The sequence below is a fragment of the Azospirillum sp. NS33 genome, assembly GCF_059703765.1.
In genome coordinates this window covers 1-16,570 of record NZ_BAAKJB010000002.1, presented here as the reverse complement: position 1 = coordinate 16,570, position 16,570 = coordinate 1, and the positions used below count along the sequence as shown (strand labels likewise).

The following is a 16,570-nucleotide window of genomic DNA, read 5'->3' as shown; positions in this document are numbered from 1 at the left end:
CCATGGACGCTTTCCTTCCCGACATCTCCCCGGCGCTGTGGAGCGCCCTTCTGGCGGTCGGCCTGGTCGCCGGCTTCGTCGATTCCGTGGCCGGCGGCGGCGGGCTGCTGAGCGTCCCGGCGCTGCTGTGGGCCGGCCTCACCCCCGCCCAGGCGCTGGCCACCAACAAGCTGCAGTCGAGCTTTGGCTCCCTGTCGGCCACGGTCCGTTTCGTGCGCGGCGGCGAGGTCGAGCCGCGGACGATGGTCCGTATGATCGCCTGCACTTTCGCCGGCGCGGCGGCCGGCGCCACGGCGGTGCAGCTGCTGGCCGGCGATTTCCTGCGCGACGTCATCCCGCTGCTGCTGGTGGGCATCGCCCTCTACCTGCTGACCTCGCCCAAGGCCGGCGACCTCGACGCCCACCGCCGGGTGTCGGAGCCGCTGTTCGCCGTCACGGTGGGCACCGCCATCGGCTTCTACGACGGGTTCTTCGGCCCCGGCACCGGAACCTTCTTCGCCATCGCCTTCGTGTCGCTGCTGGGCTTCAACCTGCGCCGCGCCACCGCCCACACCAAGGTGTTGAACTTCACCAGCAACATCGCCGCCCTGCTGTTCTTCCTGCTGGGCGGCCAGCTGCAGTGGGCGATCGGGCTGACCATGGCGGTGGGGCAGATCGTCGGCGCCCAGCTCGGCGCGCACCTGGTGATGCGCGACGGCGCGCGGGTGGTGCGGCCGATGCTGGTGGTGGCGTCCCTGGCGATCACCGCCAAGCTGGTGGCCACCGACGACGACAACCTGCTGCGCCGGGCGGCCCTGGCCGCCCTCGACCTGGTCACCTGAACGGCCCCGGGTCGCGCAGCCGGCGCAGCACCAGGGGCGAGCCGGTCAGCGGGTCGCGCAGCTCGGCCGTGTCGCCGTCGATCATGCGGACCTCCAGGGTCGGGCCGAAGCTCCCGGGGATCACCATGACGCGGTCGCCGTCCACCGCGTAGTCGACCGCCGTCTCCACGCCCAGCAGGTCCATGCTGTCCCGGCGGAAGGTGTAGGTCCCGAGCGCGAAGCGGGTGCCCATTACCGGCGCCGTGAGGGTCCAGCGCCCCTGCAGCGGGTTGCCGGGGTCGTAGGTGGCGCAGGCCGCCGGCACCAGCCCCAGCACCAGCACCACCGCGGCAACGCACCGCAGCGTCCGTCCTCGTCCCGGTGACACCGGCATGTCCCGTCCTTTCGTGCGTTTCCGGCCGCTCCGCCGGCCCTGCCCGCATGAACACCCGCCGGCGCCTTTCGGCACCGTGGGCTCCCGTGCCATAGTGCCGGTCCAAGCAGCGCACCTGCACCCCGGGAGGACACCCGAACCATGACCGAGAGCTTCACCGCCTTCGTGATCGCGGATGCCGAAGGCAAGCCCAAGGGCGCGTTCCAGGAGCTGACCCGCGACGCCCTGCCCGACAACGACGTCCTGGTCGAAATCGCCTATTCCACCGTCAACTACAAGGACGGGCTGGCGGTCACCGGAAAGGGGCGGATCGCCCGCAAGCTGCCGATGGTCGCCGGCATCGACCTCGCCGGGACGGTGGTGGACTCGCGGTCTCCGGACTGGGCCCCCGGCGACCGGGTGGTGGTCAATGGATGGGGCCTGTCGGAGACGGCCTGGGGCGGCTACAGCCGCTACCAGCGCCTGAAGCCGGAGTGGCTGATCCGCCTGCCCGATGCCTTCACGCCCGAGGAGGCCATGGCCATCGGCACCGCCGGCTACACCGCGGCGCTGTGCGTCGAGGCCCTGGAGCGCTGGGGCGCCATCGCCCCCGGCGGAAAGGAGGTGCTGGTCACCGGCGCGGCCGGCGGCGTCGGCTCGGTGGCCGTCGCCCTGCTCGCCCGGCGTGGCTACACGGTGACCGCCTCCACCGGACGCCCGGAGACCCACGACTACCTCCGCGGCCTCGGCGCGACCGGCTTCGTCGACCGCGCCGCCCTGCTGGAGGCGGGGGCTCCCCTGCAAAAGGAGCGCTGGGCCGGCGGCGTCGATTCCGTGGGCGGCCAGACCCTGGTCACCGCCCTCTCGCAGACCGTGTGGGGCGGCGCCGTCGCAGCCTGCGGCCTCGCCGGGTCCGCGGACCTGCCGGGCACGGTGCTTCCCTTCATCCTGCGCTCGGTGGCGCTGCTGGGCGTGGATTCGGTGATGGCGCCCAGGGCGCGCCGCGATGCCGCGTGGAGCCGGCTGGCCCGCGACCTCGACCGCGACACCCTGAAGACGATGTACCGGGTCGAACCCTTCGCCAAGCTGCCGGACCTGGCCGCCGACATCCTGGCCGGCACCATCCGCGGCCGCGTCGTGCTGGACATGACCCCGTGACCGCCCGGCCCGCCCCCCCCGCCGGGTTCCCCGGGACGGCCGGCGCCGCGCTGCTCGCCGCGCTGCTGGGGTGCGGCGGGCCGGCGCTTGCGGCGGAGCCGGCGGCGGGCGACCGGCCGATGGCCAAGACCCTCAGCTACATCGGGCTGTCGGCGCTGGGCGATTACGCGGCCGGCGCGGCGCAGTACGGCGGCTGGGCCGCCGGCGGCGTCTACGCCCTGGTGGCGCTCAGCACCGAGCCGGTGGTCTACTACGCCCACGAGACGGTGTGGTCCGCCATCCTGCCCCACACCGGCTGGTCGGAGCACGACGCCATCGGCGTGAAGACCGCCAGCTACGCCGTCACCGACACCGCACGGGTGCTGGCCAGCGGCTGGGTGCTGATGGGCACGCCGGCCGGCGCGCTGGGGGCGCTGGCCGCCACCGTCGCCGGCAACGCCGCGGTGTCCGCGATCAACGACCTGGGCTGGGCCAGCCTGTCGCCGCTGGCCGCGCCCGTCACGCCGTGACCACCGGCACCCACAGCACGTCCTCGATGCGCGCGACCCCGGCGCACAGCATGACCAGGCGGTCGAAGCCCAGCGCGATCCCCGCGCTCTCGGGCATGCCGTGCTCCAGGGCGGCCAGGAAGTCCTCGTCGACCGGGACGCGTTCGCCGTAGAGCCGCTCCTTCAGGTCCATGTCGGCGGCGAAGCGGGCGCGCTGCGCCGCCGCGTCGGTCAGTTCGCCGAAGGCGTTGGCCAGTTCCAGCCCGCAGGCGTAGAGCTCGAACCGCTCGGCCAGCCGCGGGTCGTCCGGCTTGGGGCGCGACAACGCGGCCATGCACAGGGGATAATCCGTCAGCACGCAGGGCACGCCGGCGCCGAGGTGCGGCTCGATGCGCTCGAACATCACGCGGAAGAAGACGTCCTCCCAGCGGTCGCCGTCATGGGGCGCCACCCCGGCGGCGGCGGCGGCGGCGGCCAGCGGCGCCGCCGCCGGCTCGTGGCTGCCGTCATAGGCGGCCAGCAGGTCGATGCCGGCGTATTCGGCGAAGGCGTCCGCCACCGTCAGCACCCGCCACGGCGCGAAGGGATCGCACGCCATGCCGCCGAAGGCGAAGCCCGTCCGCCCCGCCGCCGCCGCCGCCGCCCGCACCAGGGCCACGCAGTCCTCGACCAGGGCGCCGTAGCCCGCACCGGCCCGGTACCACTCCAGCATCGTGAATTCGGGATGGTGGGTGGCCGACCGCTCGCCGTTGCGGAAGACCCGGGCGAGCTGGAACAGGCGCGGCACCCCGGCCACCAGCAGCTTCTTCATGGCGAATTCGGGGCTGGTGTGCAGGTGCAGCCGCCGCCGGTCCTCGGGATGGGGGCCGAGGAGGTCGGTGGCGAAGGCCTGGAGGTGCGGCTCCATGCCCGGCGACACCTGGAGCGCCGGGGTCTCCACCTCGACGAAGCCGCGCTCCTCGAAGAAGCGGCGGGTCGCCGCCAGGACACGGCCGCGGACGGCGAGGTGGGGGACGCGGGCGGCGAAGACGGCGGGGTGCCAGAAGGGGGGCGCGGTCATCGGTCACACCGGGTTGGCGAAGGGAAGCGGCACGCCCTATAGCACGCTTCACCGCCCCGCGCAGACCCCGGCGCCGCCACCTCCCCGGGCGTGCGCCGGGCGGCGGCGGGAAACAGTTGCGCATGGCCGCCGGACGGGGCATATCCGGGGGCTCGCGGCGTTGCCTCGGTCCGGCCAAGCTGGTAGGGTCCGCGCCGCTCGTCTCTTGGAAATACGGATCGTGCCATGAAGGTCAACGCCAACACGATGCGCCCCGGCCACGTGCTGGAGCACAACGGAAAGCTCTGGGTCATTCAGAAGACCGCCATCGTCCAGCCCGGCAAGGGCGGCGCCTTCATCCAGCTCGAAATGAAGGACGTGCGGACGGGCACGAAGTCGATCGAACGCTTCCGCACCCAGGAGACGGTTGAGCGCGCGCGCCTCGACGAGCACGAGATGACCTATCTCTTCTCCGACGGCGACATGCACACCTTCATGGACAAGGAATCCTACGAGCAGATCGGCATTCCCGGCGACATCGTCGGCGAGCAGGCCGTCTTCCTGCAGGACGGCATGGAGGTGACGGTGCAGAGCTTCGAGAGCGCGCCCCTGTCGGTGGAGCTGCCGCCCAAGGTGACGCTGCAGATCGTCGAGGCCGATCCGGTGGTGAAGGGGCAGACCGCGTCCTCCTCCTACAAGCCGGCCAAGCTGGAGAACGGCGTTTCCATCCTGGTGCCGCCGCACATCGAAGCGGGAACCCGCGTGGTCGTCGACACCTCGTCGGGCGAGTACGTCGAGCGCGCGAAGGACTGAACCCCCTCTCATGGCCACCCGTTCGGCACTCATCAACGTCATGGCCCGCGCCGCCGAGAAGGCGGGGCGTGGCCTCGTGCGCGACTTCGGCGAAGTCGAGCAGCTCCAGGTCTCGCGCAAGGGCCCGGCCGACTTCGTGTCGGCCGCCGACCTCCGCGCGGAGAAGACGCTGCGCGAGGAACTGCAGAAGGCGCGTCCCGATTTCGGCTTCCTGATGGAGGAGTCCGGCGGCTCGGCCGGGCGCGACAGCACCACCCGGTGGATCGTCGATCCCCTCGACGGCACCACCAATTTCCTGCACGGCCTGCCCCATTTCGCCGTCTCCATCGCCGTTGAGAAGAACGGCGAGATCATCGCCGGCGTGGTCTACGAGCCGATCCACGACGAGATGTTCTGGGCCGAGAAGGGCCAGGGCGCCTGGCTCAACCACAAGCGCCTGCGCGTCTCGGAGCGTCGCGCGCTGGCCGATGCCCTGATCGCCACGGGCATTCCGTTCAAGGGGCGCGGCGACCACCCCGGCTTCCTCGGCGAGGCCGAGGCGATCATGGGCGAGGTGGCCGGCATCCGCCGCTTCGGCGCCGCCGCCCTCGACCTGGCGTATGTCGCCGCCGGCCGCTTCGACGGCTACTGGGAGCGCGGTCTGTCGCCGTGGGACGGCGCGGCCGGCGTCGTGCTGGTCACCGAGGCCGGTGGCTTCGTCTCCGAGATCGGCGGCGGCCGCAACCCGGTGTTCGGCAGCTCGATTCTCGCCGCGAACGCCCATCTCCACCTGCCCCTGGCCACGATCCTGCGGGGCGTGGAGCGCAAAAAGGCCGCCGCGACCGGGACCCCGCCCGCGAAACCGGCTTCAACCTGAGCGTTTGCGCCTTGCTCACCCGCCGGAAGGGGGTCCACCCCCCTTCCGCGCCGAGGGAAATTGTACCTACGCCCATCGATGGGCTATGGTGCGGACTGGTTTCCGCGTAAAAGGAACGCCGCTCTGCTCACCAAAGGTCGTCTCGGAGGCATGATCCGGTTGTCGAAGGCACCCACCGCCCGGCCTGCGGCCGTCTGGGGGTTCGCCATCGCTGTGGTTGTGGCCGGGTCCGCCGTGACGGCGACGGCCCCGCTGGCGGCCGCCCTCTCGCTGGAGACGGCGACGCCGCTGGCCGTGCCGCCGCCGCCCCGCCTGAGCACGCCCGGCCGTGTCGCCGCCCCGCCGCGGTTCACCGCCCCCGCCCCGCTGGAGGCGCCGCCGCCACCGACGATCGCGACCCTGCCGGCGGTGCCCCCGCCGGCGGCGCCGGTCGGTGCGCCGCCGATCCCGGAGCCGGCGCGGGTGGACAGCGCCGCCGCCGCGCCGGAGCCGCCCGACACGGCCCCGTCTCAGGACAGCGCGGCGGCGCAGGACACGGCGGCGCAGGACACGGCGGCGCCCGAACCGGCGGCGCCCGAACCCGCGGAGCGCGATACAGCGGCGGCCGAAGCGGCACCGGCCGAAGCGGCACCGGTGGAGACCGCGGCCTTGCCGCCCCCCGCACCCGAGACGCGGCTCCCAGCGGAGGACTTCAGCATCCTTTTCCCCGGCGGGTCGGCCGACCTGCCGGCATCGGCCGCCGCGCGGGTCGACGCGGCGGCCGCGGTCCTGCGGGCCGACGAGCGGCTGCGCCTGCAGCTTCGCTCCTACGCCAGCGGCACCGCGGAGACCGAGCGGGACTCGCGCCGGCTGTCGCTCCAGCGTGCCCTGGCCCTGCGCGAGCGGCTGGCGGCGCTGGGGGTTCGCAGCACCCGCGTCGACATCCGCGCCCTCGGCGCGGGTCCCGGTGACAGCGCCGGCGATCGCATCGACGTGGAGTACCTGAACGATTGAGCACGCACACCCCCGATCGTCCCGATGACCCCAGGAGGTCCCTGCCGATGACGCGCCCCGAGCGCTTTCTGACCCGGATGATCGTCTTCCTGGTGATCGTGCTCGTGGTCGCGGCGCTGCTCTTTCCCGCCCTTCAGAACGCGTTCGTCACCAACCCCGCGCTCAACGGGATGATCCTCGCCACGCTGCTGGTCGGCATCATCTACATCTTCCGCCAGGTGTGGACGCTGCGCCGCGAGGTGGCGTGGCTGGAGCATTTCCGGCAGGAGCAGCCGCGCGCCGCCGCCGAGGTGGCGGAGCCGGTGCTGCTGGCCCCGATGAACCGCATGCTGGGCGAGCGCAAGGGGCGGCTGATGCTGTCGGCGCTGTCGATGCGCTCGCTGCTCGACGGCATCGCCGCGCGCCTCGACGAATCGCGGGAGCTGTCGCGCTACCTCATCGGCCTGCTGATCTTCCTGGGCCTGCTCGGCACCTTCTGGGGCCTGCTGCACACGGTGCGCTCCGTGGGCTCGGTCATCGGCAGCCTGTCCGTGCAGGGCGGCGACGTGGCCAACATGTTCACCAACCTCCAGGCCGGACTGGAGGCACCGCTCACCGGCATGGGAACGGCGTTCAGCTCGTCCCTGTTCGGCCTCGCCGGTTCGCTCGTCCTGGGCTTCCTGGAGTTGCAGGCGACCCAGGCGCAGCACCGCTTCTTTCAGGACGTGGAGGATTGGCTGTCCGGGGCCACGCGGCTGTCGACCGGGGCCGCCGGCAGCCTGGAGACGGGCGACCAGTCGGTGCCCGTCTACGTCCAGGCGCTGCTGGAGCAGACGGCGGAGAACCTGGAATCCCTGCAGCGCACGGTGGCCAACGCCGAGGAGGGGCGGCGCGCCGCCAACGCCCAGGTGATCGCCCTGACCGAGCGGCTGGCCACCCTGACCGACCAGATGCGCGCCGAACAGCAGCTGATGCTCAAGATGGGCGAGAGCCAGGTCCAGATGAAGGCGCTGCTGACCCGGTTGACGGAGGCCGCGACGACCGGCTTCGGCATGGACGACGCGTCGCGCCAGCACCTGCGCAACATCGACATCTACCTCGCGCGCCTGGTCGAGGAATCGGCCAGTGGGCGGATCCAGTCGGTCCAGGAGATCCGCAGCGAGATCAAGGTCCTCACCCGCACCATCGCCGCCCTGGCCGAAGAGGCCGAGCGGGCCGATGGGCGTTGACCGGCGGACGGCCACAGCAACGGGCAGCGGGTAGCAGGTCATGGCAAGCTTGAGCCGCCGCAACGGGTACCGGGAGATCAACGCCTGGCCGGGATGGGTCGACGCGCTGTCGTCGCTCATCATGGTGGTGATGTTCCTGCTGATGGTGTTCGTGGTCACCCAGTTCTACCTGGCCAACGTCATCACCGGGCGCGACGAGCAGCTTCAGCGCCTCAACACCAAGATCGCCGAGTTGAACGACCTCCTGACCCTGGAGCGCGACGCCAACGCCGATCTGCGCCTCAACATCACCCAGCTGTCCGACGAGCTGCAGTCGTCGATCGGCGCGCGCGAGGACATGACCTCGCAGATGCTGGAGATGCAGGACGACCGGGACCGGCTGGAGCGCCTGGCGGCGGAGTTGGACCGCACCGTGCGGGCCGACCGCGAGACCATCGAGGTGAAGCTGCGCGAGGTCGCCAGCCTGGAGGAGGACCTCCGGGCGCTGCGCGTGGCGCGCCAGAAACTCGAGGGCGAGCTGGCGGAGATGGGCACCTCGCTGCGCCTGACCGAGGAGCAGCGCAGCCAGTTGCTGGCCCAGCTCGGCGCGGTGCGCGACCGCGCCCAGGCGCTGGAGACCGACCTGGCCGGCGCCAACGAGAAGACCATGCTGGCGCAGCGCGAGATCGACCGCCGCGACATCCGCATCGACGAGCTGCTGACCACCCTCGACGCCGCGCGGGCGGCCCTCGACGAGGAGCAGGAGCTGACCGCCCAGAACCAGGAACAGGTCGATGTCCTCAACCGCCAGATGGCGGCCCTGCGCGAGGAGCTGGCGCGCCTAAACGCTGTGCTGGAGGCGTCGGAGGCGGAATCCGCCGAACAGCGGGTGCAGATCGCCGACCTCGGCAACCGCCTCAACCAGGCGCTCGCCAGCAAGGTCCAGGAGTTGGCGCGCTACCGTTCGGAGTTCTTCGGCCGGGTGCGCGAGGCCCTGGGCAACCGGCCGGACGTGCGCATCGTCGGCGACCGCTTCGTCTTCCAGTCCGAACTGCTGTTCCCGTCGGGCTCGGCGACCTTGCAGGACACCGGCAAGGAGCGCCTGGCGGAGCTCGCCAACACCCTCATCGCGATCGGCAACCGCATCCCCTCCGAGATCAACTGGGTGCTGCGGGTGGACGGGCACACCGACGCCCGGCCGATCGCCACCTACCAGTTCCCCTCGAACTGGGAGCTGTCGGCGGCGCGCGCCATCTCGGTGGTGAAGTTCCTGATCGAGCAGGGAATCCCCGCCGATCGCCTGGTGGCCGCCGGTTTCGGCGAGAACCAACCCCTCGACACCAGCGGGACCGAGGAGGCGATGGCCCGCAACCGCCGCATCGAGATCAAGCTCGACCAGCGGTGACCGCGCGGGCCGGGCTTCCTGCATCGCGGAAAACTTTACCCCACTCGGAACCCGGCTATGCGCCTATGCCGTTTGTCGGGGTACGCTGGTGGGAGCACACTCCCGTCCAGAACCCAAGACGGAGGTCCGGAATGGACACCAAAGCCAATGTCAACGACCGCGCCAGCATCGAGGCGGTCTATCCCAAGGACGCCTTCGACCAGGACGCGCACCAGAACACGCGCGACCGGGCGACGGTCCACCACGGCGTGGCCGTGCTCTCCGCGCCCGACGCGACCGGCAGCTTCTCGATCGCCCGCGAGCACCGCCACGTCGCCGAGACGACGGAAGGCAACCACTCCTACTTCCTGTTCCCCCTGCTCGACCCGGCGCAGTACGGCGCCACCCTGCGCACCGTCAACGGCTATGACGGGCCGTTCAAGCCGGTGACGCCGCCGACCGACCCGGACGCGCACTACCACCAGTTCATCGACGACGTCATCGCCACGGCGGGCACGGCGACCTTCCCGCCGGCCTTCCCGGCGCAGACCCTGAAGAACTTCCTGGGCGGCTGAGCCCAGGGAGGCGGGTCATCCCGCCTTGATGGCGGCGAACTGGTCGAACGCCTCGACCGCCTGGGCGGCGTACATGACCGAGGGGCCGGCGCCCATGTAGATCGCCATGCCCATCGCCTCCATCACCTCCTCGCGCGACGCCCCGTGCTCGACGGCTGCCTTGGCGTGGAAGCCCACGCAGCCGTCGCAGCGGGTGGCGACGGCGATGGCGAGCGCGATCAGCTCCTTGGTCTTGGTGTCGAGGGCCTGGGTGGAGGTGGCCTGCCGGGCCATCTCGGAAAACGCCTTCATGACGTCGGGCGTGCCGCCGCGCAGCTCCCTCATGGCGGCAGTCAGGTCCTTGGTCATCTGCGACCAGTCGTGAACCATCGAACGCTCCCCTGCACTCAGTATGTTAGCATTCCCTAAAATACAGGGCGTGCCGTCCCCGCGCCACCCTCGCGCCGCGCAACCCAGCCTTGCCGGCGGCGGCGCCTGCGGCATCCCGCCGCATGGCGGGATGCACCGGGTCCGCTAGAAGCAGGCGGTGCATCGCCACCGGCTGGACAGGGATGACGGATGATCCTCTACGCGCTGCGCTGCGCCTGCGGCCACGAGTTCGACGGCTGGTTCGACAACATGGCGGACTACGACCACCGCGCCGGCACCATCGCCTGCCCGTCCTGCGGCGGCACCCGGGTCGCCAAGGCGATCATGGCGCCGCGCGTGGGCACGGCCGCCGCGTCGGCACCGCCGGTGTGCGCGCCGGCGGGCTGTGCCAACGCCGGCTGCCCGATGGCCCGGATGGGCTGACGCCCCCGATCGGCCCTCACCACCCGCGCGGTTGCGCGGTCAGCGACCACCACCGCGCGGATGCGCGGTGAGCGGCGGCAGACGGCCGGTGGCGAGATCCTCGCGGCGCGGCGCGAAGCTCGGTTCGCGGCGCTCGGCGAAGCCGGGCTCGACCCGCGCCGGCGCCTCGGCCACCGGGCGGGCGCGACCGCTTCGCCACCAGGCGAGACCAAGCATTGCGACGGTCGCCGCCAGCACCCCCATCACCAGGAACCGCATCCAGTTCGCCGGGACGAATCCGTCGCCGCCGCGGGACAGGGCGTCGGCGGGAACCGACCGGCCGTCCGCGGTGGTCGCCGACACGGCTCCGGCGGGCGCGGCCAGCGGCGCGGCCCCATCGCCCACCACGGTTCCCATGCCCACGTCGCCGCCGCCCGTCGTCTCGACGTCACCGGTGCGGTTGGCCGCCCGTGGCGTCACCTCCCGCTCGGGCGCCCTGGGCGCCTGGCCGGCGCCGCCGCCGCCCGGCTTCTGGGTCGCCAGATTGCCGACGGTGCTCGGCGTCTTGGTGGCGCGCTCCGCCATCATGCGGTCGATGGTGGCGCGGTCGAGGGCGCCGGTGGCGGGAAGCCCCGCCGCCGTCTGGTAGGCGCTCAGCGCCGCCCGGGTCTGCGCCGTCATCTGTCCGTTGGGTCGGCCGAGCTTGAATCCCTTGTCCCGCAGAATCGACTGCGCCCACTGGATGTCGGCCGCGGACGGCTGTTGCGCCACCGCCGGCGCCGCCACGGTCAGCCAGAGGCCGGCCACCGCGGCGGCGGCCACCGCTCGACCCGTCACTCCCGCTCGCCGCATCGCGTCCGCCATCGCCATCCTCCGTCCCGCCCGTGCCGAAGCCCGTCCACGGAGGGATTTGTTACCAGATTGCGGCGCTTTTACGGGCGGGATTTTTTGCGATTGCGCACGGGGTGTCCCCGGTCCGCCACACCGGCTGCACGGCGACCGTGCGGTCGGTCGCCAGGGCCGGATCGAAGCGTCCGATCACGGCGCTGCCGCGGCGGCGCGCCTGCCCGATCAGCCGCCGCACGGTGGTCGCCGTCCCGGCGTCGAGACCGGCCGTGGGCCGGTCCAGCAGCAGCACCGGCCATTCCGCCACGAAGGCGCGGGCGACCGCGACCCGGCGCCGATCGGCCGGGGGCAGACGCCCCACGGGGAGGGTCCACAGCGCGCCCCCCAGTCCCAGCGTGGCCAGCAGGCGCGCCGCGGCGTCCCTGGCCACGCCGGGGCAGCGGCCGATGGCCAGCGCCGGAGCGGCCACCGCGTCGAGCGCCGCCACCCCCGCCGGTGCCCGCGCCCCACCGGGGCGCAGGGTGGCGACCGTGAGCCGCCGAATGGCCGCGAGTCGTCCGGGGTCGGCCGGGTCGAGAACCACCGCCTCGCCACCATGGAGCAGCCGCACCCGCCCGCCGTCGGCCGGCAGGTCGCCGGCCAGGAGGGCGATCAGGGTCGCGGTGGCCGCCACCGGGCCGTCCAGACCGACGCATTCCCCGCCGGCCACCGCCAGGTCCAGCGCCGCCACTCCGGGCGAGGCCGGTCCCGGCGCCTTGCGCAGACCGTCCGCTTCGATCACAACAGCGTCCATTTCGGCGTCTTCTCCCAACTCCGGCCTTCGGCGTGTCCTTGCGGCGTGTTCTTGCGGCGGGTGCGGTGTCGGAAAGGAAACTGCGCCAGACGCCCGCCCGGCGCAATGATCAGCTATGCCGGATCGCCGGGGCACGCCGATGACAGGCCGGTGAACCTTCCATGACGCGGGCCGCCCGGCGCGCTACCGCGCCCGCGCACACCGCCTCCCCAGCGGCGCACGGACAATCGATAAAATGCGTGGTATTGTCGGCCGGTTCGCGGCGCGGAGAGGAGAGACGTCATGGCGGGTGCCGGGAGAGGTGTTGCCATCGCGGCCGGACTGATGCTGCTGGCCGGCTGCAGCAATCCCAACCATCGGGAGTACACGGCGACCGACGGGTCGGCGATGCTGGCCTTCGACGAGTGCGACTACGAGATCGACACCGTCATGCGGCTGCGCGGCTATCCCCCCAGCCCGCTTCCCGAGACGCCCCAGGCCGACTACCGCAAGGTGGTGTTCGACCAGTGCATGCGCCGAAAGGGATACGACGCGGACTGAGCGTCACCGGACCGCCGGGCCGAGGGCCGCCCCCAGGCCCGGCCCCAGGGTGAGGTAGAGGGCAAGCCCGATCAAGGCCCCCGCGAGCACCACGCCGGCGTAGACGCGCAGGGGCAGCGGAACCCTCTCCCTGGCCCGCCGGCGGCGCCGCCGGGTGGTGCCCGCGGCGGCGGCGGCGCGCCCCCGCCCCCCGGGTTTCGAAGGGTCGTGAAGCCGCAGGAGCTTCCAGTTGAACTCCATCCCCTCATAGGCCGAATCGGGGTTGAGCTCCAACTCGATCAGGCGGAAATAGGCGCGCGGGTTGACCTTCACCATCAGGGCGAAGCGGGCCTCGGCCTGGGCCAAGGTCTCGCCGACCTCCAGGGTCGTCCAGCCCTTGCCGCGCGCCTTCTGGATGGCGAAGCGGGTGGGCGGGGTGGCGCTGGCGGGGGGCATGGCGGGGGGCGGCGGCGGCAAGGGCGGGAGGGACGGGCAGTGTAGCACGCCGCGCCACCGCCCGGGTCCAGTCCCGCGCGGCGCCATGCTACGCTGCGCGTTCCCCCGCCGCCGGAGATCCCATGCGCGTCCAGGCCGTCCTCGCCCATCCCCTGCCCGACAGCTTCGCCGCCGCCGTGCACCGAACCGCCGTCGCCGCGCTGCGCACCGCCGGCCACGAGGTGGTCGAGACCGACCTCTACGGCGCCGGCTTCGATGCCGCCCTGACCCCGGCGGAACGCGCCAGCTACGACAGCGGCGCCTACGACACCGCGGCGGTCCGCCCGCTGGTCGACCGCCTCCTGTGGTCGCAGGCCCTCGTGCTGACCTATCCCCACTGGTGGTTCGACCAGCCGGCCATCCTCAAGGGCTGGTTCGACCGGGTCTGGGGACCGGGCATCGCCTTCCGCCACGACGCCGCCCACGGCCGCATCGAGCCGCTGCTGACCGACCTCCGCCGCGTCGTGGCGCTGACCTCCTTCGGTTCGCCGTGGTGGCTGGCCGAACTGGTGATGCGCAACCCGGCGCGACGCATCCTGCGCCGAGGCGTCCTGGCGGCCTGCGCACCGCGGGCGCGGCTGCGCTGGCTCGCTCTCTACGACATGGACCGGGCGACGGCCGGCGCGCGCGCCGCCCACCTCGCCCGGGTCACGGCCGCGATGGGGCGCCTATAGGGCGACCCCGTTGCGGCGGATCACGTCGGCGAACCAGTGGTAGCTGGCCTTGGGCGTGCGCCGCAAGGTCGTGCGGTCCACCTGGACCAGCCCGAAATGGCGGGCGTAGCCCTCCGCCCACTCGAAGTTGTCGAGCAGCGTCCACACCAGCCAGCCCCGGAGGTTCGCCCCCTGGAGCAGCGCCGTGTGCCCGGCCAGCAGATGGGCACGGATGAAGGCGATGCGCTCGCCGTCCTCGGCCTTCCCCTCGGGCCCGATCCAGTCGTAGTAGTCCGCCCCGTTCTCGGTGAGCACGACCGGCGGGTTTCCGTAGCGGTCCCGCAGCTCCATCAGCACCTCGGCCAAGCCGTCCGGCTCCACCGGCCAGCCCATGCCGGTGGCCGGGGTGCCGGGCGGCGCCGCGCCGTAGCCGGTGCCGAACAGGCCGCCGGGATCGGGCTGCTGGTGCATGCGGCTGTAGTAGTTGAGACCGAGCCAGTCGACCGGCTGACGGATCGTCTCGAGGTCCCCCGGCCGCAGCAGCGGTGCCACGTCCGCCTCCAGCCGCCCGGGGTAGCGGCCATGGAACAGCGGGTCGAGGCAGGACCGGTTCCACACCGCGTCCCACATGGCCGCGGCCTCCGCGTTCTCCGGCCGCCCCCCGGCCGGCCGCGAGGGCTGCACGGACAGCACCGTGCCGAGTTGCCAGCGCCCCCCGCCGGCGGCGCGCAGGGCCTGGAGGGCGGCCCCTTGCGCCAGGTTCTGGTGGTGCAGCGCGGCGACGCAGGTCGCCCGTCCGGTCAGTCCCGGGGCGTGGCCGCCGGTGCCGTGGCCGAAGATGGCGACGACGCTGGGCTCGTTCAGCATGGCCCAGCGGGTGGCACGGTCGCCGAGGCGCCCGGCCACCGCCAGGGCGTAGTCGGTGAACCACCCGGCGATGTCGCGGTTGGTCCAACCACCCCGGTCCTGCAGCGCCTGGGGCAGGTCCCAGTGGTAGAGGCACGGCCAGGGGTCGATGCCGCGCCCGAGCAGCGCGTCGACCAGCCGGTCGTAGAAGTCCAACCCCGCCGGGTTGACGGGGCCGACGCCGTCCGGCATCACCCGCGGCCAGGCGACCGAGAAGCGGTAGGCCGCCATCCCGGCCCGCGCCATGAGCGCCACGTCCTCGGGGTAGCGGGTGTAATGGTCGCAGGCGACGTCGCCGGTGGCGCCGTCCAGCACCCGGCCCGGCGTCCGGGCGAAGGTGTCCCAGACGCTGGGCCGCCGGCCGTCGGCCGCGGCGGCCCCCTCGATCTGGTAGGACGAGGTGGAGCATCCCCAGACGAAGCCGTCGGGAAACCGCGCCACGGCGACCGGGGCCGCCACCGGGGCCGCCCCTGGAGTCGCCGCCGGGGCCGCCGCCAAGGCCGGGCCCCGGGTGGGGCCGGCCAGGGCGGCGCCCGCCGCCGCCGCCTGGAGAAAGGACCGTCGCCGCATGCCGCCTCCGTCGCGCCGGGATGATGGTGGGGCGGTGTGCGCGGGCTGGCGCCACCGCCGGTTTCGCCCTATATCGGAACGATGAGTGGAATCTTCATGGTCCTGTTGATGCTGGCGATGCTGGCGGTGCTCGCCTCGCTGCTGGCCGGCGTCTTCCTGATGGCGCGCGGGGGCGAGGCCAACCTGCGCCATTCCAACACGCTGATGCGGCTGCGCGTCGGGCTCCAGGGTGTGGCGCTGGTCCTTTTCCTGCTTGCCGTGGCGACGGCGTCGTGATGCCCGAGGGGGAAAGGCGACCGACATGGTCAAGCTGACGCGCATCTACACCCGCGGCGGCGACAAGGGGCAGACCTCCCTTGGCAACGGCGCACGGGTGCCCAAGCACGCACTGCGGGTGGAGGCCTACGGCACGGTGGACGAGGCCAACGCGGTGCTCGGCACCGCCCGGCTGGGCACCGGCGACCGGCCGGACGAGGACGCCATGCTCGCGCGCATCCAGAACGACCTGTTCGACCTGGGCGCCGACCTGTGCACACCCCACCAGGACCACCCCGACCACCCCCCGTTGCGAATCGTCGAGTCCCAGGTGGACCGGCTGGAGCGCGAGATCGACGCGATGAACGCCGCCCTGGCGCCGCTCAATTCGTTCATCCTGCCCGGCGGCACCGCGGCGGCGGCCGGCGTCCACCTCGCCCGCACGGTGGTGCGCCGCGCCGAGCGCCTGATGACGGAGCTGGCGGAGCATGAGGCGGTGGGCGAGCCGGCGTTGAAATACGTCAACCGCCTGTCCGACCACCTGTTCGTCCTGGCCCGGCGGTTGAACGGAAACGGCGCCGGCGACGTGCTGTGGGTGCCCGGCGGCAACCGCTGAGCGTACGGGCCGGCGGCCGAGGCGGCGTTGACAGCCCTTTCGGCAAATCCTATGGTCCGACGCACTGCACAACGCACGGCCGAATTCCGGTGCTCGGCAGGGTCCGGCGGGCGCCGCGGCGACGGCGTCGGCGCGCTCCGGGCCCCGGGAGCCCAAACCTGACAAGGGTCGGACATGAAAATCCTGGTCCCCGTGAAGCGGGTGGTCGACTACAACGTGAAGGTCCGCGTGAAGGCGGACGGGTCCGGCGTCGAGACCGCCAACGTGAAGTTTTCCATGAACCCGTTCGACGAGATCGCGGTGGAGGAGGCGGTGCGCCTGAAGGAGGGCGGCACGGCGACGGAGGTGGTGGCGGTGAGCCTGGGCGTGGCGCAGTGCCAGGAGACGCTGCGCACGGCGCTGGCGATGGGTGCGGACCGGGCGATCCTGGTGCAGAGCGAGGCGGAGCTGCAGCCGCTGGCGGTGGCCAAGGCGCTCACG

At 72.6% G+C, this 16,570-nt stretch carries 22 protein-coding genes; 15 read left to right on the top strand and 7 right to left on the bottom strand.

Annotation, left to right across the window (positions count from 1 at the left end; genetic code table 11):
* Positions 1–2: 2 nt before the first annotated feature.
* Positions 3–821, top strand: coding sequence for a TSUP family transporter (locus AC6H2I_RS02705; protein ID WP_497499031.1), 819 nt, complete (start codon positions 3–5; stop codon positions 819–821).
* Here the strand turns inward: AC6H2I_RS02705 and AC6H2I_RS02700 are convergent.
* On the bottom strand, positions 814–1,194 hold the full coding sequence (locus AC6H2I_RS02700) for a hypothetical protein (protein ID WP_497499030.1): 381 nt from the start codon (positions 1,192–1,194) through the stop codon (positions 814–816). The two genes, AC6H2I_RS02705 and AC6H2I_RS02700, sit on opposite strands and share 8 nt — an antisense overlap.
* A gap of 141 nt (positions 1,195–1,335) precedes the next feature.
* Here AC6H2I_RS02700 and AC6H2I_RS02695 point away from each other — a divergent pair, with 141 nt between their 5' ends.
* Together AC6H2I_RS02695 and AC6H2I_RS02690 are read left to right on the top strand one after the other, a co-directional pair.
* Positions 1,336–2,331 (top strand): MDR family oxidoreductase, encoded by a 996-nt coding sequence (locus AC6H2I_RS02695; protein ID WP_497499029.1) that lies wholly within the window; start codon positions 1,336–1,338, stop codon positions 2,329–2,331.
* The gene (locus tag AC6H2I_RS02690; RefSeq protein WP_497499028.1) at positions 2,328–2,840 is read left to right on the top strand and encodes a hypothetical protein; all 513 of its coding nucleotides are present in this window, start codon (positions 2,328–2,330) and stop codon (positions 2,838–2,840) included. The genes AC6H2I_RS02695 and AC6H2I_RS02690 overlap by 4 nt, the downstream gene beginning before the upstream one ends.
* Here AC6H2I_RS02690 and epmA read toward each other — a convergent pair.
* Positions 2,830–3,879 (bottom strand): EF-P lysine aminoacylase EpmA, encoded by a 1,050-nt coding sequence (epmA, locus tag AC6H2I_RS02685; RefSeq protein WP_497499027.1) that lies wholly within the window; start codon positions 3,877–3,879, stop codon positions 2,830–2,832. The genes AC6H2I_RS02690 and epmA overlap by 11 nt on opposite strands.
* 225 nt (positions 3,880–4,104) lie before the next feature.
* Between epmA and efp the strand changes: the two genes are divergently transcribed.
* The 6 genes from efp (at position 4,105) to AC6H2I_RS02655 (ending at position 9,666) form a co-directional block, all read left to right on the top strand.
* Positions 4,105–4,671: an elongation factor P gene (efp, locus tag AC6H2I_RS02680; protein WP_497499026.1), complete on the top strand. Its 567-nt coding sequence runs from the start codon at positions 4,105–4,107 to the stop codon at positions 4,669–4,671.
* A gap of 10 nt (positions 4,672–4,681) precedes the next feature.
* Positions 4,682–5,527, top strand: coding sequence for an inositol monophosphatase family protein (locus AC6H2I_RS02675; protein WP_497499025.1), 846 nt, complete (start codon positions 4,682–4,684; stop codon positions 5,525–5,527).
* Between the two features lie 234 nt (positions 5,528–5,761).
* The gene (locus AC6H2I_RS02670; protein WP_497499024.1) at positions 5,762–6,520 is read left to right on the top strand and encodes an OmpA family protein; all 759 of its coding nucleotides are present in this window, start codon (positions 5,762–5,764) and stop codon (positions 6,518–6,520) included.
* A 47-nt stretch (positions 6,521–6,567) separates the two neighbouring features.
* Positions 6,568–7,728, top strand: coding sequence for a flagellar motor protein MotA (locus tag AC6H2I_RS02665; protein WP_497499023.1), 1,161 nt, complete (start codon positions 6,568–6,570; stop codon positions 7,726–7,728).
* A 40-nt stretch (positions 7,729–7,768) separates the two neighbouring features.
* Positions 7,769–9,112, top strand: coding sequence for a peptidoglycan -binding protein (locus AC6H2I_RS02660; RefSeq protein WP_497499022.1), 1,344 nt, complete (start codon positions 7,769–7,771; stop codon positions 9,110–9,112).
* Positions 9,113–9,243: 131 nt separating this feature from the next.
* On the top strand, positions 9,244–9,666 hold the full coding sequence (locus AC6H2I_RS02655) for a hypothetical protein (protein WP_497499021.1): 423 nt from the start codon (positions 9,244–9,246) through the stop codon (positions 9,664–9,666).
* Positions 9,667–9,681: 15 nt separating this feature from the next.
* Here AC6H2I_RS02655 and AC6H2I_RS02650 read toward each other — a convergent pair whose 3' ends face one another.
* Positions 9,682–10,035 carry a carboxymuconolactone decarboxylase family protein gene (locus AC6H2I_RS02650; protein WP_497499020.1) on the bottom strand — a complete coding sequence of 118 codons (354 nt, stop codon included), beginning with the start codon at positions 10,033–10,035 and terminating at the stop codon, positions 9,682–9,684.
* A 189-nt stretch (positions 10,036–10,224) separates the two neighbouring features.
* Between AC6H2I_RS02650 and AC6H2I_RS02645 the strand changes: the two genes are divergently transcribed.
* Complete coding sequence (locus AC6H2I_RS02645) at positions 10,225–10,458, top strand: DUF1178 family protein (RefSeq protein ID WP_497499019.1); 234 nt, start codon at positions 10,225–10,227, stop codon at positions 10,456–10,458.
* 39 nt (positions 10,459–10,497) lie between these two features.
* On the opposite strand, the gene AC6H2I_RS02640 is transcribed toward AC6H2I_RS02645, so the two are convergent.
* Complete coding sequence (locus tag AC6H2I_RS02640; RefSeq protein WP_497499018.1) at positions 10,498–11,274, bottom strand: peptidoglycan-binding domain-containing protein; 777 nt, start codon at positions 11,272–11,274, stop codon at positions 10,498–10,500.
* A gap of 76 nt (positions 11,275–11,350) precedes the next feature.
* A complete protein-coding gene (locus tag AC6H2I_RS02635; protein WP_497499017.1) occupies positions 11,351–12,076 on the bottom strand; it encodes a phosphonate C-P lyase system PhnL family protein in 726 nt (241 codons plus the stop codon).
* A gap of 282 nt (positions 12,077–12,358) precedes the next feature.
* On the opposite strand from AC6H2I_RS02635, the gene AC6H2I_RS02630 reads away from it, so the two are divergent.
* On the top strand, positions 12,359–12,616 hold the full coding sequence (locus AC6H2I_RS02630) for a hypothetical protein (RefSeq protein WP_497499016.1): 258 nt from the start codon (positions 12,359–12,361) through the stop codon (positions 12,614–12,616).
* Between the two features lie 3 nt (positions 12,617–12,619).
* Here the strand turns inward: AC6H2I_RS02630 and AC6H2I_RS02625 are convergent, their stop codons facing one another.
* Positions 12,620–13,051 (bottom strand): hypothetical protein, encoded by a 432-nt coding sequence (locus AC6H2I_RS02625; RefSeq protein ID WP_497499015.1) that lies wholly within the window; start codon positions 13,049–13,051, stop codon positions 12,620–12,622.
* A gap of 122 nt (positions 13,052–13,173) precedes the next feature.
* On the opposite strand from AC6H2I_RS02625, the gene AC6H2I_RS02620 reads away from it, so the two are divergent.
* Complete coding sequence (locus AC6H2I_RS02620; RefSeq protein ID WP_497499014.1) at positions 13,174–13,764, top strand: NAD(P)H-dependent oxidoreductase; 591 nt, start codon at positions 13,174–13,176, stop codon at positions 13,762–13,764.
* Here AC6H2I_RS02620 and AC6H2I_RS02615 read toward each other — a convergent pair.
* Positions 13,759–15,219, bottom strand: a complete 1,461-nt coding sequence (locus tag AC6H2I_RS02615) for a GH1 family beta-glucosidase (RefSeq protein WP_497499013.1) — start codon at positions 15,217–15,219, stop codon at positions 13,759–13,761. The two genes, AC6H2I_RS02620 and AC6H2I_RS02615, sit on opposite strands and share 6 nt — an antisense overlap.
* A gap of 96 nt (positions 15,220–15,315) precedes the next feature.
* Here AC6H2I_RS02615 and AC6H2I_RS02610 point away from each other — a divergent pair, with 96 nt between their 5' ends.
* The 3 genes from AC6H2I_RS02610 to AC6H2I_RS02600 all read left to right on the top strand — a co-directional run.
* Positions 15,316–15,495: a twin transmembrane helix small protein gene (locus tag AC6H2I_RS02610; RefSeq protein WP_497499012.1), complete on the top strand. Its 180-nt coding sequence runs from the start codon at positions 15,316–15,318 to the stop codon at positions 15,493–15,495.
* A 25-nt stretch (positions 15,496–15,520) separates the two neighbouring features.
* Positions 15,521–16,090: a cob(I)yrinic acid a,c-diamide adenosyltransferase gene (locus tag AC6H2I_RS02605; protein WP_497499011.1), complete on the top strand. Its 570-nt coding sequence runs from the start codon at positions 15,521–15,523 to the stop codon at positions 16,088–16,090.
* A 174-nt stretch (positions 16,091–16,264) separates the two neighbouring features.
* Positions 16,265–16,570, top strand: a 306-nt coding sequence (locus tag AC6H2I_RS02600) for an electron transfer flavoprotein subunit beta/FixA family protein (protein ID WP_497499010.1), incomplete at its 3' end; no start/stop codon positions are given.